A 15568-nucleotide genomic window follows, 5' to 3' on the forward strand; every position below is an offset into this window, starting at 1 on the left:
CCTTGCGCGTACTGCTGACCGGACACCAGGGCTATCTGGGCACCGTCATGGCTCCCGTCCTCGCCGCCGCCGGGCACGAGGTCGTCGGGCTCGACTCCGGCCTGTTCGCCGACTGTGTCCTCGGCCCGGCGCCGGCGGACCCGGCGGGACACCGGGTGGACCTGCGCGACGTCACGGCCGAGCACGTGGCCGGGGTGGACGCCGTGATCCACCTGGGCGCGCTGTCCAACGACCCGCTGGGGTCGCTGGCGCCCGAGCTCACCTACGACATCAACCACCACGCGTCCGTGCGCCTCGCCCGGCTGGCCCGCGAGGCCGGTGTGCGGCGTTTCCTGTACGCGTCGACGTGCTCCGTCTACGGGGCGGCGGGCGGCGACGAGCTGGTGGCCGAGGACGCCCCGCTGCGGCCGGTGACGCCGTACGCGGAGTCCAAGGTGCGAGTGGAGGACGACCTGCACGCCCTGGCCGACGACGACTTCACCCCGGTGTACATGCGCAACGCCACCGCCTTCGGCTACTCCCCCAGGCTGCGCGCCGACATCGTGCTGAACAACCTGGTGGGCCACGCCCTGCTGTCCGGCGAGGTGCTCGTGCTCTCCGACGGCACGCCCTGGCGCCCGCTGGTGCACGCCGCCGACATCGCCCGGGCCTTCACGGCCGCCCTGGAGGCGCCCCGGGAGGCGGTGCACGACCGGGCGTTCAACATCGGCAGCGAGGTCAACAACGTCACGGTCGCCGAGATCGCCGCGCAGGTCGCCGAGGCGGTGGACGGCGCGAAGGTGCGGATCACCGGGGAGAACGGCGCCGACCCCCGCTCGTACCGGGTGGACTTCTCCCGGTTCCGCGAGGCGGTCCCCGGCTTCGACTGCGAGTGGACGGTGAAGCGGGGCGCCCTCGAACTCGCCGACGCCTACCGCGAGCACGGGCTGACCAGGGAATCCTTCGAGCAGCGCTTCACCCGCCTCGCCGTGCTGCGCGCGGCCTCCGGCACCGGCGCCGTCGACGGCACCCTGCGGTGGCGCCGATGACGGCGGCCGGCGAGGAGATGCACGCCCTGGTGGAGCGGCTGTACCCGCTGTGCCGGAGCATCACCGGCGACGGGGTGCGCGCCACCCTCGACATCGTCGGGGAGTACGTCCCGCTCCAGGTGCACGAGGTGCCGACCGGGACGCAGGTGCTGGACTGGACGGTGCCGCAGGAGTGGAACATCCGGGACGCGTACGTCGCCGACCCGGCCGGCAACCGGGTCGTCGACTTCGCCGCGTCCAGCCTGCACGTGCTCGGCTACAGCGTGCCGGTGGCGGCGACCATGCCGCTGAGCGAGCTGCGCGGGCACCTGCACACCCTGCCGGAGCAGCCGAAGCTGGTTCCGTACCGCACCAGTTACTACAAGCCGGAGTGGGGGTTCTGCCTGGCCCAGGAGACCCTGGACGCGCTGCCGGACGGCGAGTACGAGGTGCGGATCGACTCCACGCTCGCCGACGGGCACCTCACCTACGCCGAGCACGTGGTCCCCGGGCAGGTCGCCGAGGAGGTGATCGTCTCCTGCCACGTCTGCCACCCGTCGCTGGCCAACGACAACCTGGCGGGCATCGCGGTGGCGGTGTTCCTCGCCCGGGCGCTCGCGGAGGGGACGCCGTACCACACGTACCGGTTCCTCTTCGCGCCCGGCACCATCGGGGCGATCACCTGGCTGGCCCGCAACAAGGAGCGGATCGAGCGGGTCAGGCACGGCGTCGTGCTGGCCTGCGCCGGGGACCGGGGCAGCCTGACGTACAAGCGGAGCCGGCGCGGCGACGCGGAGATCGACCGGGTGATGCGGCACGTGCTGGAGGCCTCCGAACGGCCGCACCGCATCGTGGACTTCACCCCGTACGGCTACGACGAGCGGCAGTTCTGCTCGCCCGGCTTCGACCTCGGCGTGGGCTCGCTCACCCGTACCCCGTACGCCGGCTACCCCGAGTACCACACCTCGGCGGACAACCCGGACTTCGTCTCCCCGGAGGCGATGGCGGACACGCTCGCCGTCTGCCGCGAGGCGTTCGCCGTCCTCGACCGCAACCGGCGCTTCCTCAACCTCAGCCCCTACGGCGAACCGCAGCTGGGGCGGCGCGGGTTGTACGACGCGCTCGGCGGCCGCAGCGACACCAAGCAGGCCCAGATGGCCATGCTCTGGGTGCTCAACCTCTCCGACGGCGAGCACGACCTGCTGGACGTCGCCGAGCGGTCCGGGCTGCCGTTCGACGCCGTCGCCGCCGCCGCCGACGCCCTGGCCGCCGCCGGACTGATCAAGGCATGACGCCGATGACCACCGAGGAGGAGACGACGACGGCACCGGCCCGGTCCGTCCGGCGTGCCGTCGTCGGCCGGCTGTCCTGGGGACTGGCCGACCAAGCGGCCTCCAGCATGTCCAACTTCGTGGTGGGGTTCTATGTGGCGCGCTCGCTCGGGGTGACCGCCTTCGGCGTGTTCAGCCTCGCGTGGGTGACCTACGGCGTGGTGCTCGGCGCCTCCCGGGGGCTCGCCACCGATCCGCTGGTGGTGCGCTTCAGCGGCGTGTCGCACACGGCCTGGCGCGGGGCGGCGGCCCGGTCGACGGGCGCCTCGCTCGCCGTCGGCGCCGCCGTCGGCGCGGTGTGCCTGCTGGTCGGGCTCGCCCTCGGCGGCGGCGTGGGGTCCGCGTTCGCCTGCCTGGGCGTCGTCCTGCCGGGGCTGCTGCTGCAGGACGCCTGGCGGTTCGCCTTCTTCGCCGCCGGTGCCGGACGGAAGGCGTTCGTCAACGACCTGGTGTGGGGCGCCGCGCTCGTCCCGGCCCTGCTCGTGGCGGCCCGCGTGGACAGCGTGGCCGCCTTCGTCCTGGCCTGGGGCGCGTCCGCCGCGGTCGCCGCGGGGTACGGTCTGCTCCAGTCCGGCGTCCGGCCCCGGCCGGCCGGGGCGCGCGGCTGGCTGCGCGAGCAGCGCGACCTCGGCTACCGGTACCTGGTCGAGAACGGCAGCCTCAGCGGCGCGGGCCAGCTGCGCTCGTACGGACTCGGCGTGATCGTCGGGGTCGGCGCGGTGGGCGCGGTCCGCGGCGCCGAGCTCCTCCTCGGCCCGTTCCTCGCCCTGCTCATGGGCCTGTCGCTGGTCACCGTCGCGGAGGCGGCACGGGTGCTGCGCCGGGCCCCGCACCGCCTCGGCCGGTTCTGTCTCCTGCTCGGCGGCGGGCAGGCCGTCGCCGCGCTGCTCTGGGGCGCGGCGCTGCTGCTCGTGCCGGACCGGCTCGGCGAGCTCGTGCTCGGCGGCGTCTGGCCCTCCGCCTCGGAGCTCATCGTGCCGGCCACGCTCGGCGTCGCGGGCGCCGGCCTCGGCACCGGGGCGGCGGCCGGGCTGCGCGCGCTCGGCGCGGCCCGGAGCAGCCTGCGCGCCCAGCTGTTCGCCTCCGCCTGCTACGTCGCCGGCGGGCTCGGCGGGGCCGTCCTGGCCGGCACCGTCGGCTCGGCCTGGGGCGTCGCCGCCGCGACCGCCGCCGGCTCGGCCGTGTGGTGGCTGCAGCTGCGCTCCGCCCTGCGCGAGCGCCACCGGAACCCCATCCCCGAAGTGAGGACCTCATGACCGCCCGACCCAGGCTGACCGTCGGCCTGCCCGTGTACAACGGCGAGGAGTACCTCGCCGAATCGCTCGACGCCCTGCTCGGCCAGACCTACGAGGACTTCGAGCTGGTCATATCCGACAACGCCTCGACCGACGGGACCCAGGACATCTGCCGCACGTACGCGGCCAAGGACCCGCGCGTCCGCTACCTCCGGCTGCCCCGGAACATCGGCGCGACGCCGAACCACAACCGGTTGTTCGCCGAGTGCCGCACCGAACTGTTCAAGTGGGCCTCGCACGACGACCTGTACGCCCGTGACCTGCTGCAGCGCTGCGTGGAGGCGCTCGACGAGCGGCCGGAGGTGATCCTCGCCCACGCCGACCAGGCCGTGATCGACGGCGAGGGCCGGGTGAAGGTGCCGTACGAGTACACGCTCGCCACCGCCTCCCGGCGTGCGCCGGAGCGCTTCCGCAGCATGCTGTTCGAGCCCGGCGGCGACGACTTCTACGGGGTGATACGGGCCGACGTGCTGCGCCGGGTGAAGCCGATGGACAGCTACCACCACGCGGACCGCACGTTCGTCTGCGAGATCGGTCTGCACGGGCCCTTCCACCAGGTGCCGGAGCTGCTGTACTTCCGTCGCGACCACCCCGCCCGCGCCGAGCGGGCGAACCCCTCCAAGCGCTCCCGGTGCGTCAACCTGGACCCGCGCCGGGCGGGCCCGCTGCACCCGACGCCCCGGCTGCTCGCCGAGTACGTCCTGGGCTTCGTCTCGGCGATCCGTCGGGCGCCGCTGTCGGTGGCCGACCGGCGCGCCTGCTACGGCCACCTGGTCGAGTGGGCGGCCAGCCGGGCCCGGCCGGGGGCCGGCGAGCGGGTCGAGGACCGGACGCCGGTCGACCCGGCCCGGCTCGCCGTCTCCGTCGACGACCTCGTCGCCGGGCGCGAGGGAAGGCCGCGGTGACGGCCGTGCGCGTCGGGGTCTTCGGTCTGCTCGGCTCCGGCAACCTCGGCAACGACGGCTCGCTGGAGGCCGTGCTCGGGTACCTCCGCGCCGAGCACCCCCGGGCGGTCGTCGACGCGCTGTGCGGCGGTCCCGAGGCGGTCACGGCCCGCTTCGGGATCCCCGCGACCCGCCTCCACTGGTACCGCGGGGAGTACCGGACCGCGTCGCGCGCGGGCGCGGTCGCGGGCAAGGGCCTGGGCAAGCTCGTCGACGTCTTCCGCACCGCCGCCTGGGTGCGCCGGCACGACGTGGTGATCGTGCCGGGCATGGGCGTCCTGGAGGCCACGCTGCCGCTGCGGCCGTGGGGCTTCCCGTACTCGCTGTTCCTGCTCTGCGCGGCCGGCCGGCTCCTCGGCACCCCGGTCGCGCTCGTCGGCGTCGGCGCCGCCGCGATCCGCGACCGGCCGACCCGGGCCCTGGTCCGCTGGTCGGCGCGGCTCGCCGCGTACCGGTCGTACCGGGACGCCCAGTCCCGCGACGCCATGCGGAAGATGGGCGTGGACACCGCGCGCGACGAGGTCCATCCGGACCTGGCGTTCTCCCTGCCGACGCCGTCGTCCTCCCCGTCGGGCCCGCCGGGTCTGGTCTGCGTCGGCGTCATGGCCTTCCACGGCGGCAACGACGACCGGGCCCGCGCCGAGGAGATCCACCGGCGGTATCTCGACGGGACGATCCGCTTCGTCCGCACGCTGGTCGAGGAGGGCAGGCCGGTGCGGCTGCTCACCGGCGACGACGTCGACGCGACGGTGGTCGCCGCGATCCTCGACGCGGTGGACTCGCCGCTGGTCACAGCTGCCGAGACGACGTCGCTGGCCGGCCTGATGACGGAGATGTCGGCCGCCGGCACGGCGGTGGCGATCCGCTACCACAACCTGATCTGCGCGCTGAAGGCGGGCACGCCGGTGCTCGCGGTCACCTACGCGGCGAAGAGCGACGCCCTCATGGCGCAGATGGGCCTCGCCGAGTACTGCCACCCGGCGCGCGAGCTCGACGCCGACCGGCTGCTCGAACAGTTCCGCGAGCTGGAGAAGCGCTCGGCGGAGCTGCGCCGGACGCTCGCCGAGCGGAACGAGACCGCCGCCCGGCGGCTCGCCCACCAGTTCACCGCCCTGACGGCGGCCCTGTTCCCCACGACCGACCCCACCTCGCGGAAGGCTCCATGAAAGCGACCGAAGTCCCGGAGATCGCGGGCGCATACCTGTTCGAACCGACGCCGTACGCCGACGAGCGCGGCTTCTTCTGCCGCACCTTCGACGCCGACGTGGTCCGCTCGGTCGGCCTCGACCCGGACGCCTTCGTCCAGGACAGCCTGTCCCGCTCGGTCCGGGGCGTGGTGCGCGGCCTGCACCTGCGCTCGGGCGAGGGCGAGGCCAAGCTGGTGCGCTGCTCGTACGGAAAGGTCTTCGACGTCGTCGTCGACCTGCGGGCCGACTCACCGACCTACCGGAACCGGGCCTTCTTCGACCTGTCCGGCGAGACGCAGACGACGCTGTACATCCCGGCGGGGTGCGCGCACGGCTTCCAGGCGCTGACCGAGACCGCCGACACCTCGTACCGGATCGACCGCCCGCACGATCCGGCGGAGGACGTGACGATCGCCTTCGACGACCCGGAACTCGCCATCCCCTGGCCGCTGCCCGTCACGTCGGTGTCCCAGCGGGACCGGGAGGCGCCGAGCCTGGCCGAGGTCCTGAAGCACGGAGAGAAGTGAGGTCGGCGTGGACATCGAAGAGTTCGAGCTCCCCAGGTCGCGGAAGGCGAACGAGCGCCTGCACGCCCTGATCCCCGGGGGCGCGCACACCTACGCCAAGGGCGACGACCAGTACCCCGAGAACCTGGCGCCGGTCATCAGCCACGGCCGCGGCGCCCACGTGTGGGACGTCGACGGCAACCGGTACGTCGAGTACGGCTCCGGTCTGCGGTCGGTCAGCCTCGGCCACGCCCATCCGCGCGTGGTCGAGGCGGTGCGGCGGGAGATCGACCGGGGCGGCAACTTCGTCCGGCCGTCGATCCTGGAGGCCGAGGCGGCGGAGCGCTTCCTCGCCACCGTCCCGACCGCCGAGATGGTGAAGTTCGCGAAGAACGGCTCGGACGCCACCACGGCGGCGGTACGCCTCGCCCGCGCCGTCACGGGCCGCCCGAGGGTGGCGCTGTGCGCGGACCATCCGTTCTTCTCGGTGGACGACTGGTTCATCGGCACGACGCCGATGTCGGCGGGGATCCCGGCCACGGACCTCACGGTGACGTTCCCGTACGGAGACCTGAAGGCCACGGAGGAACTCCTCTCCCGCCACGAGGGAGAGGTGGCCTGCCTGATCCTGGAACCGGCCACCCACACGGAGCCGCCGCCCGGCTATCTCGCCGGCCTGCGCGAACTGGCCGACCGCCACGGCTGCGTCCTGGTCTTCGACGAGATGATCACGGGCTTCCGCTGGTCCGAGGCGGGCGCCCAGGGCCTGTACGGAGTCGTCCCGGACCTCTCGACGTTCGGCAAGGCGCTGGGCAACGGCTTCGCGGTCTCGGCCCTCGCCGGGCGCCGCGAACTGATGGAACGGGGCGGCCTGCGCCACAGCGACGACCGGGTGTTCCTCCTCTCCACCACGCACGGCGCGGAGACGCACTCCCTGGCGGCCGCGATGGCGGTGCAGACCACCTACGCGGAAGAGGGGATCACCGCCCGCCTGCACGTCCTCGGCGAGCGCCTGGCCGCCGGCGTCCGCGAGGCGGCGACCGCCATGGGAGTCGGCGACCACGTGGTCGTACGGGGCCGGGCCAGCAACCTGGTCTTCGCCACCCTCGACGAGCGGGGGCGGCCGTCGCAGGAGTACCGCACCCTGTTCCTGCGCGGCCTCCTGGCGGGCGGGGTGCTGGCTCCGTCGTTCGTGGTGAGCAGCGCGCTGGACGACGCCGACATCGACCACACCGTCGAGGCGGTGGCCCAGGCCTGCGCGGTCTACCGGAAGGCCCTGGACGCCGGAGACCCGACCCCCTGGCTGGCGGGCCGCCCGGTGAAGCCGGTCTTCCGCCGCCGGGCCTGACGCGACGTCACCGCCCGGCCCCACCGACCCGATCGACGCCCCACGCGACCACCGGCACCACCGCGAGCGCGGTGCACCAGCCGCCGAGGGCGTCGGTCGGGTAGTGGGCGCCCAGGACGACCTGCGCCCAGCCCATGGCGACGCCGGCGACGAGCGCCGTGACGAGGACGAGGGACAGACCGGCCGCCCTGCCGAGGCCGAGCCGTCCGCTCACGAGCAGCGCCACCACGAGGGCGAAGGCGGTGAGGAAAGCGGTGTGGCCGCTGGGGAAGGACAGGTTGTCCCCGTGAATGGTGCGCCCCACCAGGAACTTGAGCAGCCGGGCCACGACCACGGCCGCACCGACCCCGACGGCGAGGAACACGGCCGCACGGGGCCACCTCAGCAGCAGGCACCCGGCCACGGCGGCCCCGACCAGCAGGACCGCGCCCACGGGCTCCCCCAGGAAGTCCAGTCCCCGGGCGACGTCCCACCAGGGCGGCGTCACCTCGCCGACCACCGCCCATACCCGTACGTCCACGGCACCGGGCCGGCCGTCACCGGCGTACAGGACCCCGAGCGCGGCCACCACCACGACGGCAAGACCCGCGATCCCCCCGAGCCCCACCCGTACCGCCGAAGGCAACACCCCGCCGGCCGAAGCCCCCTTCACCCGCCCGCGCCGCATTCTCCCCCACCCTTCGAACCCAACGTCCGGGCGGATCCCGGCACTTGCCACCCTAATCAAGAAGGCGGGCACGGGCGGGCAGCCACCACCGCGCGGAGGGCTGCTCCTGGCACTGCTCGTGGCAGGGGCGCCCGGGTCCGCCGGCGGGCTTCTTGTTCATGGCCGTCCTCCGCACAGGCGGGTGTCACCGCGCGGTGCACGAGCGGGGATCACCGTGCGATCCCCCTCTTCCGAAGCGGGCGCCACTTCGCCCGTGCGGCCCGGTGACGACCGGGGTCTCACATGGATGGATCGTGCCCCGTACACCCCGAAGCCCTGCCCCGTCGGGGGCGTGCGTGCCCGTGGGGTGCGGTCGAGGTGACCACGCACGGCCGCCCGTCATGGTCGGGGAGGAGACACGCGCTTCCCCCGGATGCCGGCGCGACGACCGCCGGGGCTGCCGCGGAACCAGGCGTTCAGCCACAGCGCCTGGAAGACGGCGTCAAGGAGGTAGACCCGCCGGATGCGTCCGGTGGTGGCGTACCGGACGTCCACCACGAACAGGGCGGTGGCCGTTCCGATGCCCAGCCGGCGCGCGTGGGCCGTCCCCGCTCCCGTCCCCACACCGCGGATCTGAGCCCATCCGATGGCGACGAGCAGCCCGGAGACGGTCTGCAGCAGCCACACGTCGGCCTTCGGACCGGTGATCCCCTCGAAGCTGCGCCTGTGGACCAGAGGCCACATCCCGCTCACGAGGTTGAACCAGCCCTGCGCTCGGGCGACGGACACCGGAGTCGCCATCTTGCCCACCGCCCCTTCACGGGTGATCGACGCGCAGTCCCGGGAGGACCGTCGCGCCCCGACCGGACAGGCCGTCGGCACACGGGCGACTGCCCGCGTCGGCCCTCCTCAAGCGCACCCGCGCGATCTCCTCCGCCTGCAACGGGCACCCCATCGGGCACCCCATCGGGCGGGAATCTGCCCCGTAGATGTAGATGCGGTTCCATTCCCCGAGCACCCTCGCAGGAGGTGCCCCGTTCCAGGCACCGCTGCGCGACGGCGGGCGCCGGCGCACCGCGCTGCGGGAACCCCGCGGCGCGGGCCGTGCGGGCCGGGACGGAAAGGACGACCGGGTGGGGAACGCGTTCGGGGCGGTCGTGCTCCTGCCCGGCTGCGCCCTCGCCGTGCGTGCCCGTCGGCGGCCGGCACGGGCCCGGCGGCGGGACGCGGTTCGAACCGGCTGACCAGGGCGGCAGTCGCTCGTGAGCGCCCCGAGGCCACGGTCCGGGACGCCGTGAGCACGTTCGACAGGGGCTTGCGAAGGGGCACGGGTCCGGACCCGGCCTCGGTGTCGGCCGGGTCCGGACCCGTGGCAGGGGTCAGCGGTCTCCGGCCGTGGGGGAACGCCGGCCCATACGGGAACCGCGCGGGGTGTCGGTGCGGTCACGGGCCGCGGAGGCGGCGGCGAGAGCCAGGAGCGTGGCGACGGCTCCCGTGATGAGGTTGCTGGTGATGGAGCGGGTGTGGGCGACGTCGCCCGCGACGACCCACGGGGCGACGCAGGTCCAGATGCCGATGACGGCCGCGGCCCAGGCCATGGAGTGGGTGCGCTCGTACGAGCTGCCGAGGCCGCCGAGGAGCAGCATGTAGGCGAGTCCGGCGATGAGGTTGGTGACGGCCAGTGTGGTGAAGCCGTTGAAGCCCACGATCCAGGGGGACGCGGCCAGGAAGAGGCCGGTGATCAGGGCGAGGGCCTCGATCATCTGCGCTCGTGGGGTGACGGCGGCCCTGTCGTGCCGGGCGCGCAGTTCCATCAGGTCGGGGTGTTCTTCGATCGGTGCGCGATGAGTCGACGCCATGATGACCTCCGAGGGATGCTCGCCCACCCCCTACCCGTAAATCCGACATAAATAGAGAAGATGGGCGAATTTCACATCGCGATACGCGAACGTCTCACAGCGGCACGGGCGTGACGGTCGAATCTCCCACCGGGCGGGCCCTAGCGCGGCGCGCGCAGCAGCGAGGCGAGGGCTGCGGCGCATTCCAACGGTTCCACCGGCAGGGTGATCACGGCGTCGGCGTGGCACCAGGCGGCCAGCCAGGCGTCCTGCGGCCGGCCGATCAGGAGCAGGACCGGCGGGCACCGGAAGACCTCGTTCTTGATCTGCCGGCACACGCCCATGCCGCCCAGGGGGACCGCCTCGCCGTCCAGGACGCAGGCGTCGACGCGGCCCGTCTCCAGGGCCCGCAGGACCGCGGGAGGGGTCGCGCACTCGACGAACGCGACCGGCGGGACGTCGGGAGCGGGGCTGCGGCCGACGGCCAGGCGGACCTGCGCCCGGGTGTCGGCGTCGCTGCTGTAGAGGAGGACCGAGGCGCTCGACGCCATTGCTTCTCCCTGCTGCGGTGATCGGGGGCGGCGGACCGGAGCCGATGTCCGTCACATCCCCGGAACCAGGATGTTCAAAAATACATAAATGGGGTATTTCCGCATGTTCGGCGTCAGCCGGACGCCCGTCCGTCCTGCGCGGGCGGGCCGGTCACCTCATGACATGGCGGTGAGAGCGATGGCTCCGTGCAAGACCCCCGACTACCGCACCGATCACCGTGGCCGGCACTGGACGCACGCCCTGCGCTGCGCGCAGAAGGCGGGATCCGTCATCGTCACCGACGATACGGAGGAACCGGTGACCTATGCGCACGAGGCCTCCGGGCCCGGTCGCTTCAGGCCCTGGATCACCGCGTCCGGTTCCCGCTACGACAGTCACGACGTCCACCCCGAGTGGTGACCGCGAACAGCGCACGACTCCGGCGAAGACCTTCGGATCCCGCCACGGACGGTTCACGTACTGCGCCAGGGGGCCAGGATCAGATCCTGGGTCTGCTCATGCCAGCGGTCTCGGTGCTGCTTCTGGTGATGCCGATGGCCACGCAGGCGGGTTCGAAGGACGCGCAGATCGACGAGATGCTCGTCGGTCTCGTCGTGGCGTTCACCGCGGGGTGGCGCGTCTACCGTGGCGGGAGTCTGCGATCCGACGCCGTCGTCGGCCTCGCCGGCGTGTGGCTCCTCGTCGCGCCGTTCGTCCTCGACGCGTAGAACACCGCCGTGTACACGGCGGACCGCGTACTGGCCGTCGTGGCCGGCGGCGTCCTGATCGTCCTCAGCGTCGCGTCCATGCTGCTGTGGCGGCTGGACCGCGGGCACACCTGATCAACCGGTGCCGCGCGCCGCGACGGCCAGCACGACGGACGCGGCGGCGGTCAGGCCGAGAACGGCGGCGACAAGGCGGCGGCGCAGGAAGGCGTAGCGCCGGCTGTACTCGTCGCGGAGTTCGTCCGCGCGGGCGACGGTGGCCCGGAGCATCCGGCGCCGTACGGACAGGTACTCCCGCTCGAATGCGCGAGCGATCTCCGCCTGCTCATGGGGCCCCAGCCAGGCGAACCGGCGGGCGAACGCGGCGCCGGCCTCGGCGGCCTCGGTCCTGGCGCGCTGGACGAGCAGGTAGCCCTCCAGCCGGGCGATGCCGGCGGTCACCTCCGCGGCGGGTGAGTGCGGGCGGCGGACACCGCATCCGGCCGGCCCGGGAGCGTCGCCGTCCCGCTGGGCCCGCTGTCCCGCGACGTCTCCCGGCTCCCGGCGCCTCTGCGTGGTCATGCTCCGCCGTCTTGTGGGTTCTGCCTGGCGCCGGGGTCGTCGATGACGTCCCGCTTGTGCGACTGACTGTGGTCGAGGGCCGCCAGTTCCGGGAAGTTGAGGTCGAAGGCCGGGGACTCGGAGCGGATGCGCGGGATGGTGAGGAAGTTGTGGCGGGGAGGGGGGCAGGAGGTCGCCCATTCCAGGGAGCGGCCGAAGCCCCAGGGGTCGTCCACGGTGACCCGGGGGGCGGTCTTGGCCGTCTTCCAGACGTTGTAGAAGAACGGCAGGGTCGACATGCCCAGCAGGAACGCGCCGATGGAGGAGATCGTGTTGAGGGTGGTGAATCCGTCGGCCTGCAGGTAGTCGGCGTAGCGGCGGGGCATTCCCTCGGCCCCGAGCCAGTGCTGGACGAGGAACGTGGTGTGGAAGCCGACGAAGAGCGTCCAGAAATGGATCTTGCCGAGGCGTTCGTCGAGCATGGTGCCGGTCATCTTGGGCCACCAGAAGTAGAAGCCGGCGAACATCGCGAAGACGACCGTCCCGAAGACCACGTAGTGGAAGTGGGCCACGACGAAGTAGCTGTCGGTGACGTGGAAGTCCATGGGCGGCGAGGCGAGGATGATCCCGGTGAGCCCGCCGAACAGGAAGGTGACGAGAAAGCCGATGGACCACAGCATCGGGGTCTCGAAGGAGATCGAGCCGTTCCACATCGTGCCGATCCAGTTGAAGAACTTCACCCCGGTCGGCACCGCGATCAGGAAGGTCATGAAGGAGAAGAACGGCAGCAGCACCGCGCCGGTGGCGAACATGTGGTGCGCCCAGACGGTCACCGACAGGCCGGCGATGGCGATCGTGGCCCCGATGAGCCCCACGTAACCGAAGATCGGCTTGCGGGAGAAGACGGGCAGGATCTCGGTGACGATGCCGAAGAACGGCAGCGCGATGATGTAGACCTCGGGGTGCCCGAAGAACCAGAACAGGTGCTGCCACAACAGCGCGCCGCCGTTCTCCGGGTCGTAGACGTGCGCGCCGAACTGCCGGTCCGCCTCGAGCGCGAACAGCGCCGCCGCCAGCACGGGGAACGCGAACAGTACGAGCACCGAGGTCAGCAGCACGTTCCACGTGAAGATCGGCATCCGGAACATCGTCATGCCCGGAGCGCGCATGCAGATGATCGTGGTGATGAAGTTGACCGCGCCCAGGATCGTCCCGAAGCCGCCGAGCGCGAGTCCCATGATCCACATGTCACCGCCGACGTACGGGGTGCGTTCCCCGCCGCTGAGCGGCGTGTAGGCGGTCCAGCCGAAGTCCGCGGTGCCCTGGCTGGTGAAGATGCCGCAGAAGGCGATCAGGCCGCCGAACAGGAACAGCCAGTACGAGAACATGTTCAACCGCGGGAACGCCACATCGGGCGACCCGATCTGCAACGGCATGATCGCGTTGGCGAAGCCGGCGAAGGTCGGGGTCGCGAAGAGCAGCAGCATCACCGTGCCGTGCAGGGTGAACGCCTGGTTGTACTGCTCGGGCGAGACGATCTGCAGCCCCGGCCGCGCCAGTTCCGCACGGATCACCAGGGCGAGCATGCCGCCGAGCAGGAAGAAGACGAACGACGTGACCAGGTAGAGGTGCCCGATCTTCTTGTGGTCCGTCGTCGTCAGCCAGTCCACGACGACACTCCCCCAGCCCCTCTTCTTCACCGGTACGAGGGTGGGTGGTTCCGTGGAGACGACCATGTGGACTCCGTGAGGGCTCAAAGGGATGCCGGCGGGCGTGGCGACCATAGACCCCATAGCTCCCGATAACCGCCCGGACACGGACAATCGGGATCAGTCTCTTCATCACACCGACACTGACCTGCGGATCTGCTCTTCCTCCCGCAGCAGGAGCCCCGTTCGGCGGGCACGGGGTGTCGCGAACCGTGCTGGCGGCGCTGTCCTCGGGTTGGTCGATCCGACGTCCGGAGGCCGCTGACGCCTTCCGGGCGGGCACCGACCAAGACGCCGGGTACGACGGCACCGCCACCGTCCACGGGCGGGACTGCGTGATGCTGTCCGACACCACGGCGGGTGAGGCGGCCCCCTTCCTCCTCTGGCTGCGCGACACCTACCTGCCCGCCCCCGACCTCGTCCGCTTCAGCAGCGAGCCGGCCGTGGAACGGGGCATCGAGACGGACTGGCGCCTTCCCGCCGACGGCGACAGGGCACGCGTGACCGACGAGCTACGCCACCACCTCTCGGTCGTGGAAGGGGCCTGACCCACTCCACCGGAACGAGCATCAGCTCAGCGCCGGGGTGTCGCGTACCCCCATCGCCCCTCCCGAGCACGCGCAGGCCCCAGCTCAGGCGTCCTTCTTCACCGGCTCCAGGATCGCCACGCACTCCACGTGGTGCGTCATCGGAAACAGGTCGAACGCTCGCAGGGTCCGGACCTTGTAGCCGCGTTCCGCGAAGTAGGCGAGGTCTCGGGCCAGGGCGGCCGGGTCGCAGGCCACGTAGGCGATGCGGCGGGCGCCCAGGCCGGCCAGGTGGTGGACCGTCTGCTTGCCGGCGCCCGCGCGGGGCGGGTCCAGGACGATGAGGTCGACCTCGGTGATGCCGGTGCGCGGGAGGACCGACTCGACCTTGCCCTGTTCGATGCGGACGCGCGGGAAGCCGGCCAGGTTGTGGCGGGCGTCCTCGACCGCGCGCTTGCCGGACTCGATGCCGAGGACCGCGCCCTGGTCGCCGACGCGGTCGGCGAGGGCGCCCGCGAAGAGGCCGACGCCGCAGTAGAGGTCGAGGGCCGTCTCGCCCTTGCGGGGGGTGAGGCCCTGCATGACGGCGAGCATCAGGGTCTGCGCGGCCTTCGGGTGGACCTGCCAGAAGCCGCCGCTGCCGACGCGGTAGGTGCGGTCGTCGGCGCGCTCGCGGACGAAGGCGCGGCCGTGGACGCGGTGGACGCCGCCGTCCTTCTCGTCGACGCGCATCACGGAGACCGGCTTGTCCAGCTCGACGAGGGGGAGGCGGGCGCCCGGGCGGGGGGTGAGGATGACCTGGCGGTCGTTGGAGCCGGAGGCCGCGATGGCCTCGATGGCCGCCATGCCCTCCCAGCTCCGCTTCTCGATGCCGAGCTCCGAGACGCCCTCGGCGGCGATCATGCAGTGGTCGATGATCTCGACCTCGTGGGAGCGGTGCTTGCGCAGGCCCGCGTGGCCCTCGGCGTCGACGGCGTACTGGACGCGGGTGCGCCACTGCGGGACCTCGCCCGCGGGGAGCTTGTCGCCCTCGGCGGGCATGACGGTGCCGTCCCAGCCGGCCTCCTCCGGGGTGAGCCCGGCCAGGCGCTGGAGCTGTTCCGCGATGACCTCACCCTTCAGGCGGCGCTGGGCGCCGGGCTTGGCGTGCTGCCAGTCGCAGCCGCCGCACTTGCCGGGCCCGGCGAAGGGGCAGGGGGCCTCGACGCGGTCCTTGGAGGCGTCCAGGATCTCGATCGCGTCGGCGCGCAGGAAGCGGGAGGTCTCCTCGCCCTCGGTGACCCGCACCCGGACGCGCTCGCCGGGCAGGGCGTGGCGGACGAAGAGGACCCGGCCGGCTTCCGTGCGGGCGATGCAGTGGCCGCCGTGGGCGACCGGGCCGACCTCTACCTCGTACTCCGCCCCGACCAGCGACGTGACAGGGGTGTTCTGCAT

Annotated in this window: 17 protein-coding genes; 10 read left to right on the forward strand and 7 right to left on the reverse strand. The window is 72.6% G+C overall.

Annotated features, from left to right (window positions below; all coding sequences use genetic code 11):
• The first annotated feature begins 2 nt into the window (after window positions 1–2).
• The 7 genes from ACIGW4_RS01165 to ACIGW4_RS01195 are packed head-to-tail and all read left to right on the forward strand — an operon-like array spanning window position 3 to window position 7618.
• A complete protein-coding gene (locus ACIGW4_RS01165; protein ID WP_123455856.1) occupies window positions 3–1028 on the forward strand; it encodes an NAD(P)-dependent oxidoreductase in 1026 nt (341 codons plus the stop codon).
• Window positions 1025–2299, forward strand: coding sequence for a DUF4910 domain-containing protein (locus tag ACIGW4_RS01170; RefSeq protein ID WP_398710596.1), 1275 nt, complete (start codon window positions 1025–1027; stop codon window positions 2297–2299). The genes ACIGW4_RS01165 and ACIGW4_RS01170 overlap by 4 nt, the downstream gene beginning before the upstream one ends.
• A 5-nt stretch (window positions 2300–2304) precedes the next feature.
• The gene (locus tag ACIGW4_RS01175) at window positions 2305–3594 is read left to right on the forward strand and encodes a hypothetical protein (RefSeq protein WP_123455854.1); all 1290 of its coding nucleotides are present in this window, start codon (window positions 2305–2307) and stop codon (window positions 3592–3594) included.
• Entirely contained in the window at window positions 3591–4538 is a 948-nt protein-coding gene (locus tag ACIGW4_RS01180; protein ID WP_359588396.1) for a glycosyltransferase, read from the forward strand. Before ACIGW4_RS01175 ends, ACIGW4_RS01180 begins: the two co-directional genes overlap by 4 nt.
• The gene (locus tag ACIGW4_RS01185) at window positions 4535–5743 is read left to right on the forward strand and encodes a polysaccharide pyruvyl transferase family protein (RefSeq protein ID WP_399577631.1); all 1209 of its coding nucleotides are present in this window, start codon (window positions 4535–4537) and stop codon (window positions 5741–5743) included. The genes ACIGW4_RS01180 and ACIGW4_RS01185 overlap by 4 nt, the downstream gene beginning before the upstream one ends.
• Window positions 5740–6291: a dTDP-4-dehydrorhamnose 3,5-epimerase gene (rfbC, locus tag ACIGW4_RS01190; protein ID WP_359588399.1), complete on the forward strand. Its 552-nt coding sequence runs from the start codon at window positions 5740–5742 to the stop codon at window positions 6289–6291. Before ACIGW4_RS01185 ends, rfbC begins: the two co-directional genes overlap by 4 nt.
• Before the next feature lie 7 nt (window positions 6292–6298).
• Complete coding sequence (locus ACIGW4_RS01195; protein WP_123455850.1) at window positions 6299–7618, forward strand: glutamate-1-semialdehyde 2,1-aminomutase; 1320 nt, start codon at window positions 6299–6301, stop codon at window positions 7616–7618.
• 7 nt (window positions 7619–7625) lie between these two features.
• Here ACIGW4_RS01195 and ACIGW4_RS01200 read toward each other — a convergent pair whose 3' ends face one another.
• From ACIGW4_RS01200 to ACIGW4_RS01215, 4 genes are all read right to left on the reverse strand, one after another.
• A complete protein-coding gene (locus ACIGW4_RS01200) occupies window positions 7626–8285 on the reverse strand; it encodes a phosphatase PAP2 family protein (RefSeq protein ID WP_399577634.1) in 660 nt (219 codons plus the stop codon).
• 378 nt (window positions 8286–8663) lie between these two features.
• On the reverse strand, window positions 8664–9065 hold the full coding sequence (locus ACIGW4_RS01205; RefSeq protein ID WP_399577636.1) for a hypothetical protein: 402 nt from the start codon (window positions 9063–9065) through the stop codon (window positions 8664–8666).
• 578 nt (window positions 9066–9643) lie between these two features.
• Window positions 9644–10123, reverse strand: coding sequence for an SPW repeat protein (locus tag ACIGW4_RS01210; protein WP_399577637.1), 480 nt, complete (start codon window positions 10121–10123; stop codon window positions 9644–9646).
• Window positions 10124–10263: 140 nt separating this feature from the next.
• A complete protein-coding gene (locus tag ACIGW4_RS01215; protein ID WP_399577639.1) occupies window positions 10264–10653 on the reverse strand; it encodes a hypothetical protein in 390 nt (129 codons plus the stop codon).
• A 178-nt stretch (window positions 10654–10831) separates the two neighbouring features.
• On the opposite strand from ACIGW4_RS01215, the gene ACIGW4_RS01220 reads away from it, so the two are divergent.
• Together ACIGW4_RS01220 and ACIGW4_RS01225 are read left to right on the forward strand one after the other, a co-directional pair.
• Complete coding sequence (locus ACIGW4_RS01220; protein WP_398710599.1) at window positions 10832–11053, forward strand: hypothetical protein; 222 nt, start codon at window positions 10832–10834, stop codon at window positions 11051–11053.
• Between the two features lie 98 nt (window positions 11054–11151).
• A complete protein-coding gene (locus tag ACIGW4_RS01225) occupies window positions 11152–11361 on the forward strand; it encodes a hypothetical protein (RefSeq protein WP_399577641.1) in 210 nt (69 codons plus the stop codon).
• A gap of 114 nt (window positions 11362–11475) precedes the next feature.
• Here ACIGW4_RS01225 and ACIGW4_RS01230 read toward each other — a convergent pair whose 3' ends face one another.
• The gene (locus tag ACIGW4_RS01230) at window positions 11476–11919 is read right to left on the reverse strand and encodes a hypothetical protein (RefSeq protein WP_399577643.1); all 444 of its coding nucleotides are present in this window, start codon (window positions 11917–11919) and stop codon (window positions 11476–11478) included.
• Window positions 11916–13634: a cytochrome c oxidase subunit I gene (ctaD, locus tag ACIGW4_RS01235; RefSeq protein WP_399577646.1), complete on the reverse strand. Its 1719-nt coding sequence runs from the start codon at window positions 13632–13634 to the stop codon at window positions 11916–11918. Before ctaD ends, ACIGW4_RS01230 begins: the two co-directional genes overlap by 4 nt.
• Window positions 13635–13819: 185 nt before the next feature.
• Here ctaD and ACIGW4_RS01240 point away from each other — a divergent pair, with 185 nt between their 5' ends.
• A complete protein-coding gene (locus tag ACIGW4_RS01240; protein ID WP_399577647.1) occupies window positions 13820–14155 on the forward strand; it encodes a hypothetical protein in 336 nt (111 codons plus the stop codon).
• Window positions 14156–14239: 84 nt separating this feature from the next.
• Here ACIGW4_RS01240 and ACIGW4_RS01245 read toward each other — a convergent pair whose 3' ends face one another.
• Window positions 14240–15568, reverse strand: a complete 1329-nt coding sequence (locus ACIGW4_RS01245) for a class I SAM-dependent RNA methyltransferase (RefSeq protein ID WP_123455842.1) — start codon at window positions 15566–15568, stop codon at window positions 14240–14242.

The organism is Streptomyces sp. NPDC053513, assembly GCF_044544765.1.
GTDB lineage: Bacteria > Actinomycetota > Actinomycetes > Streptomycetales > Streptomycetaceae > Streptomyces > Streptomyces litmocidini.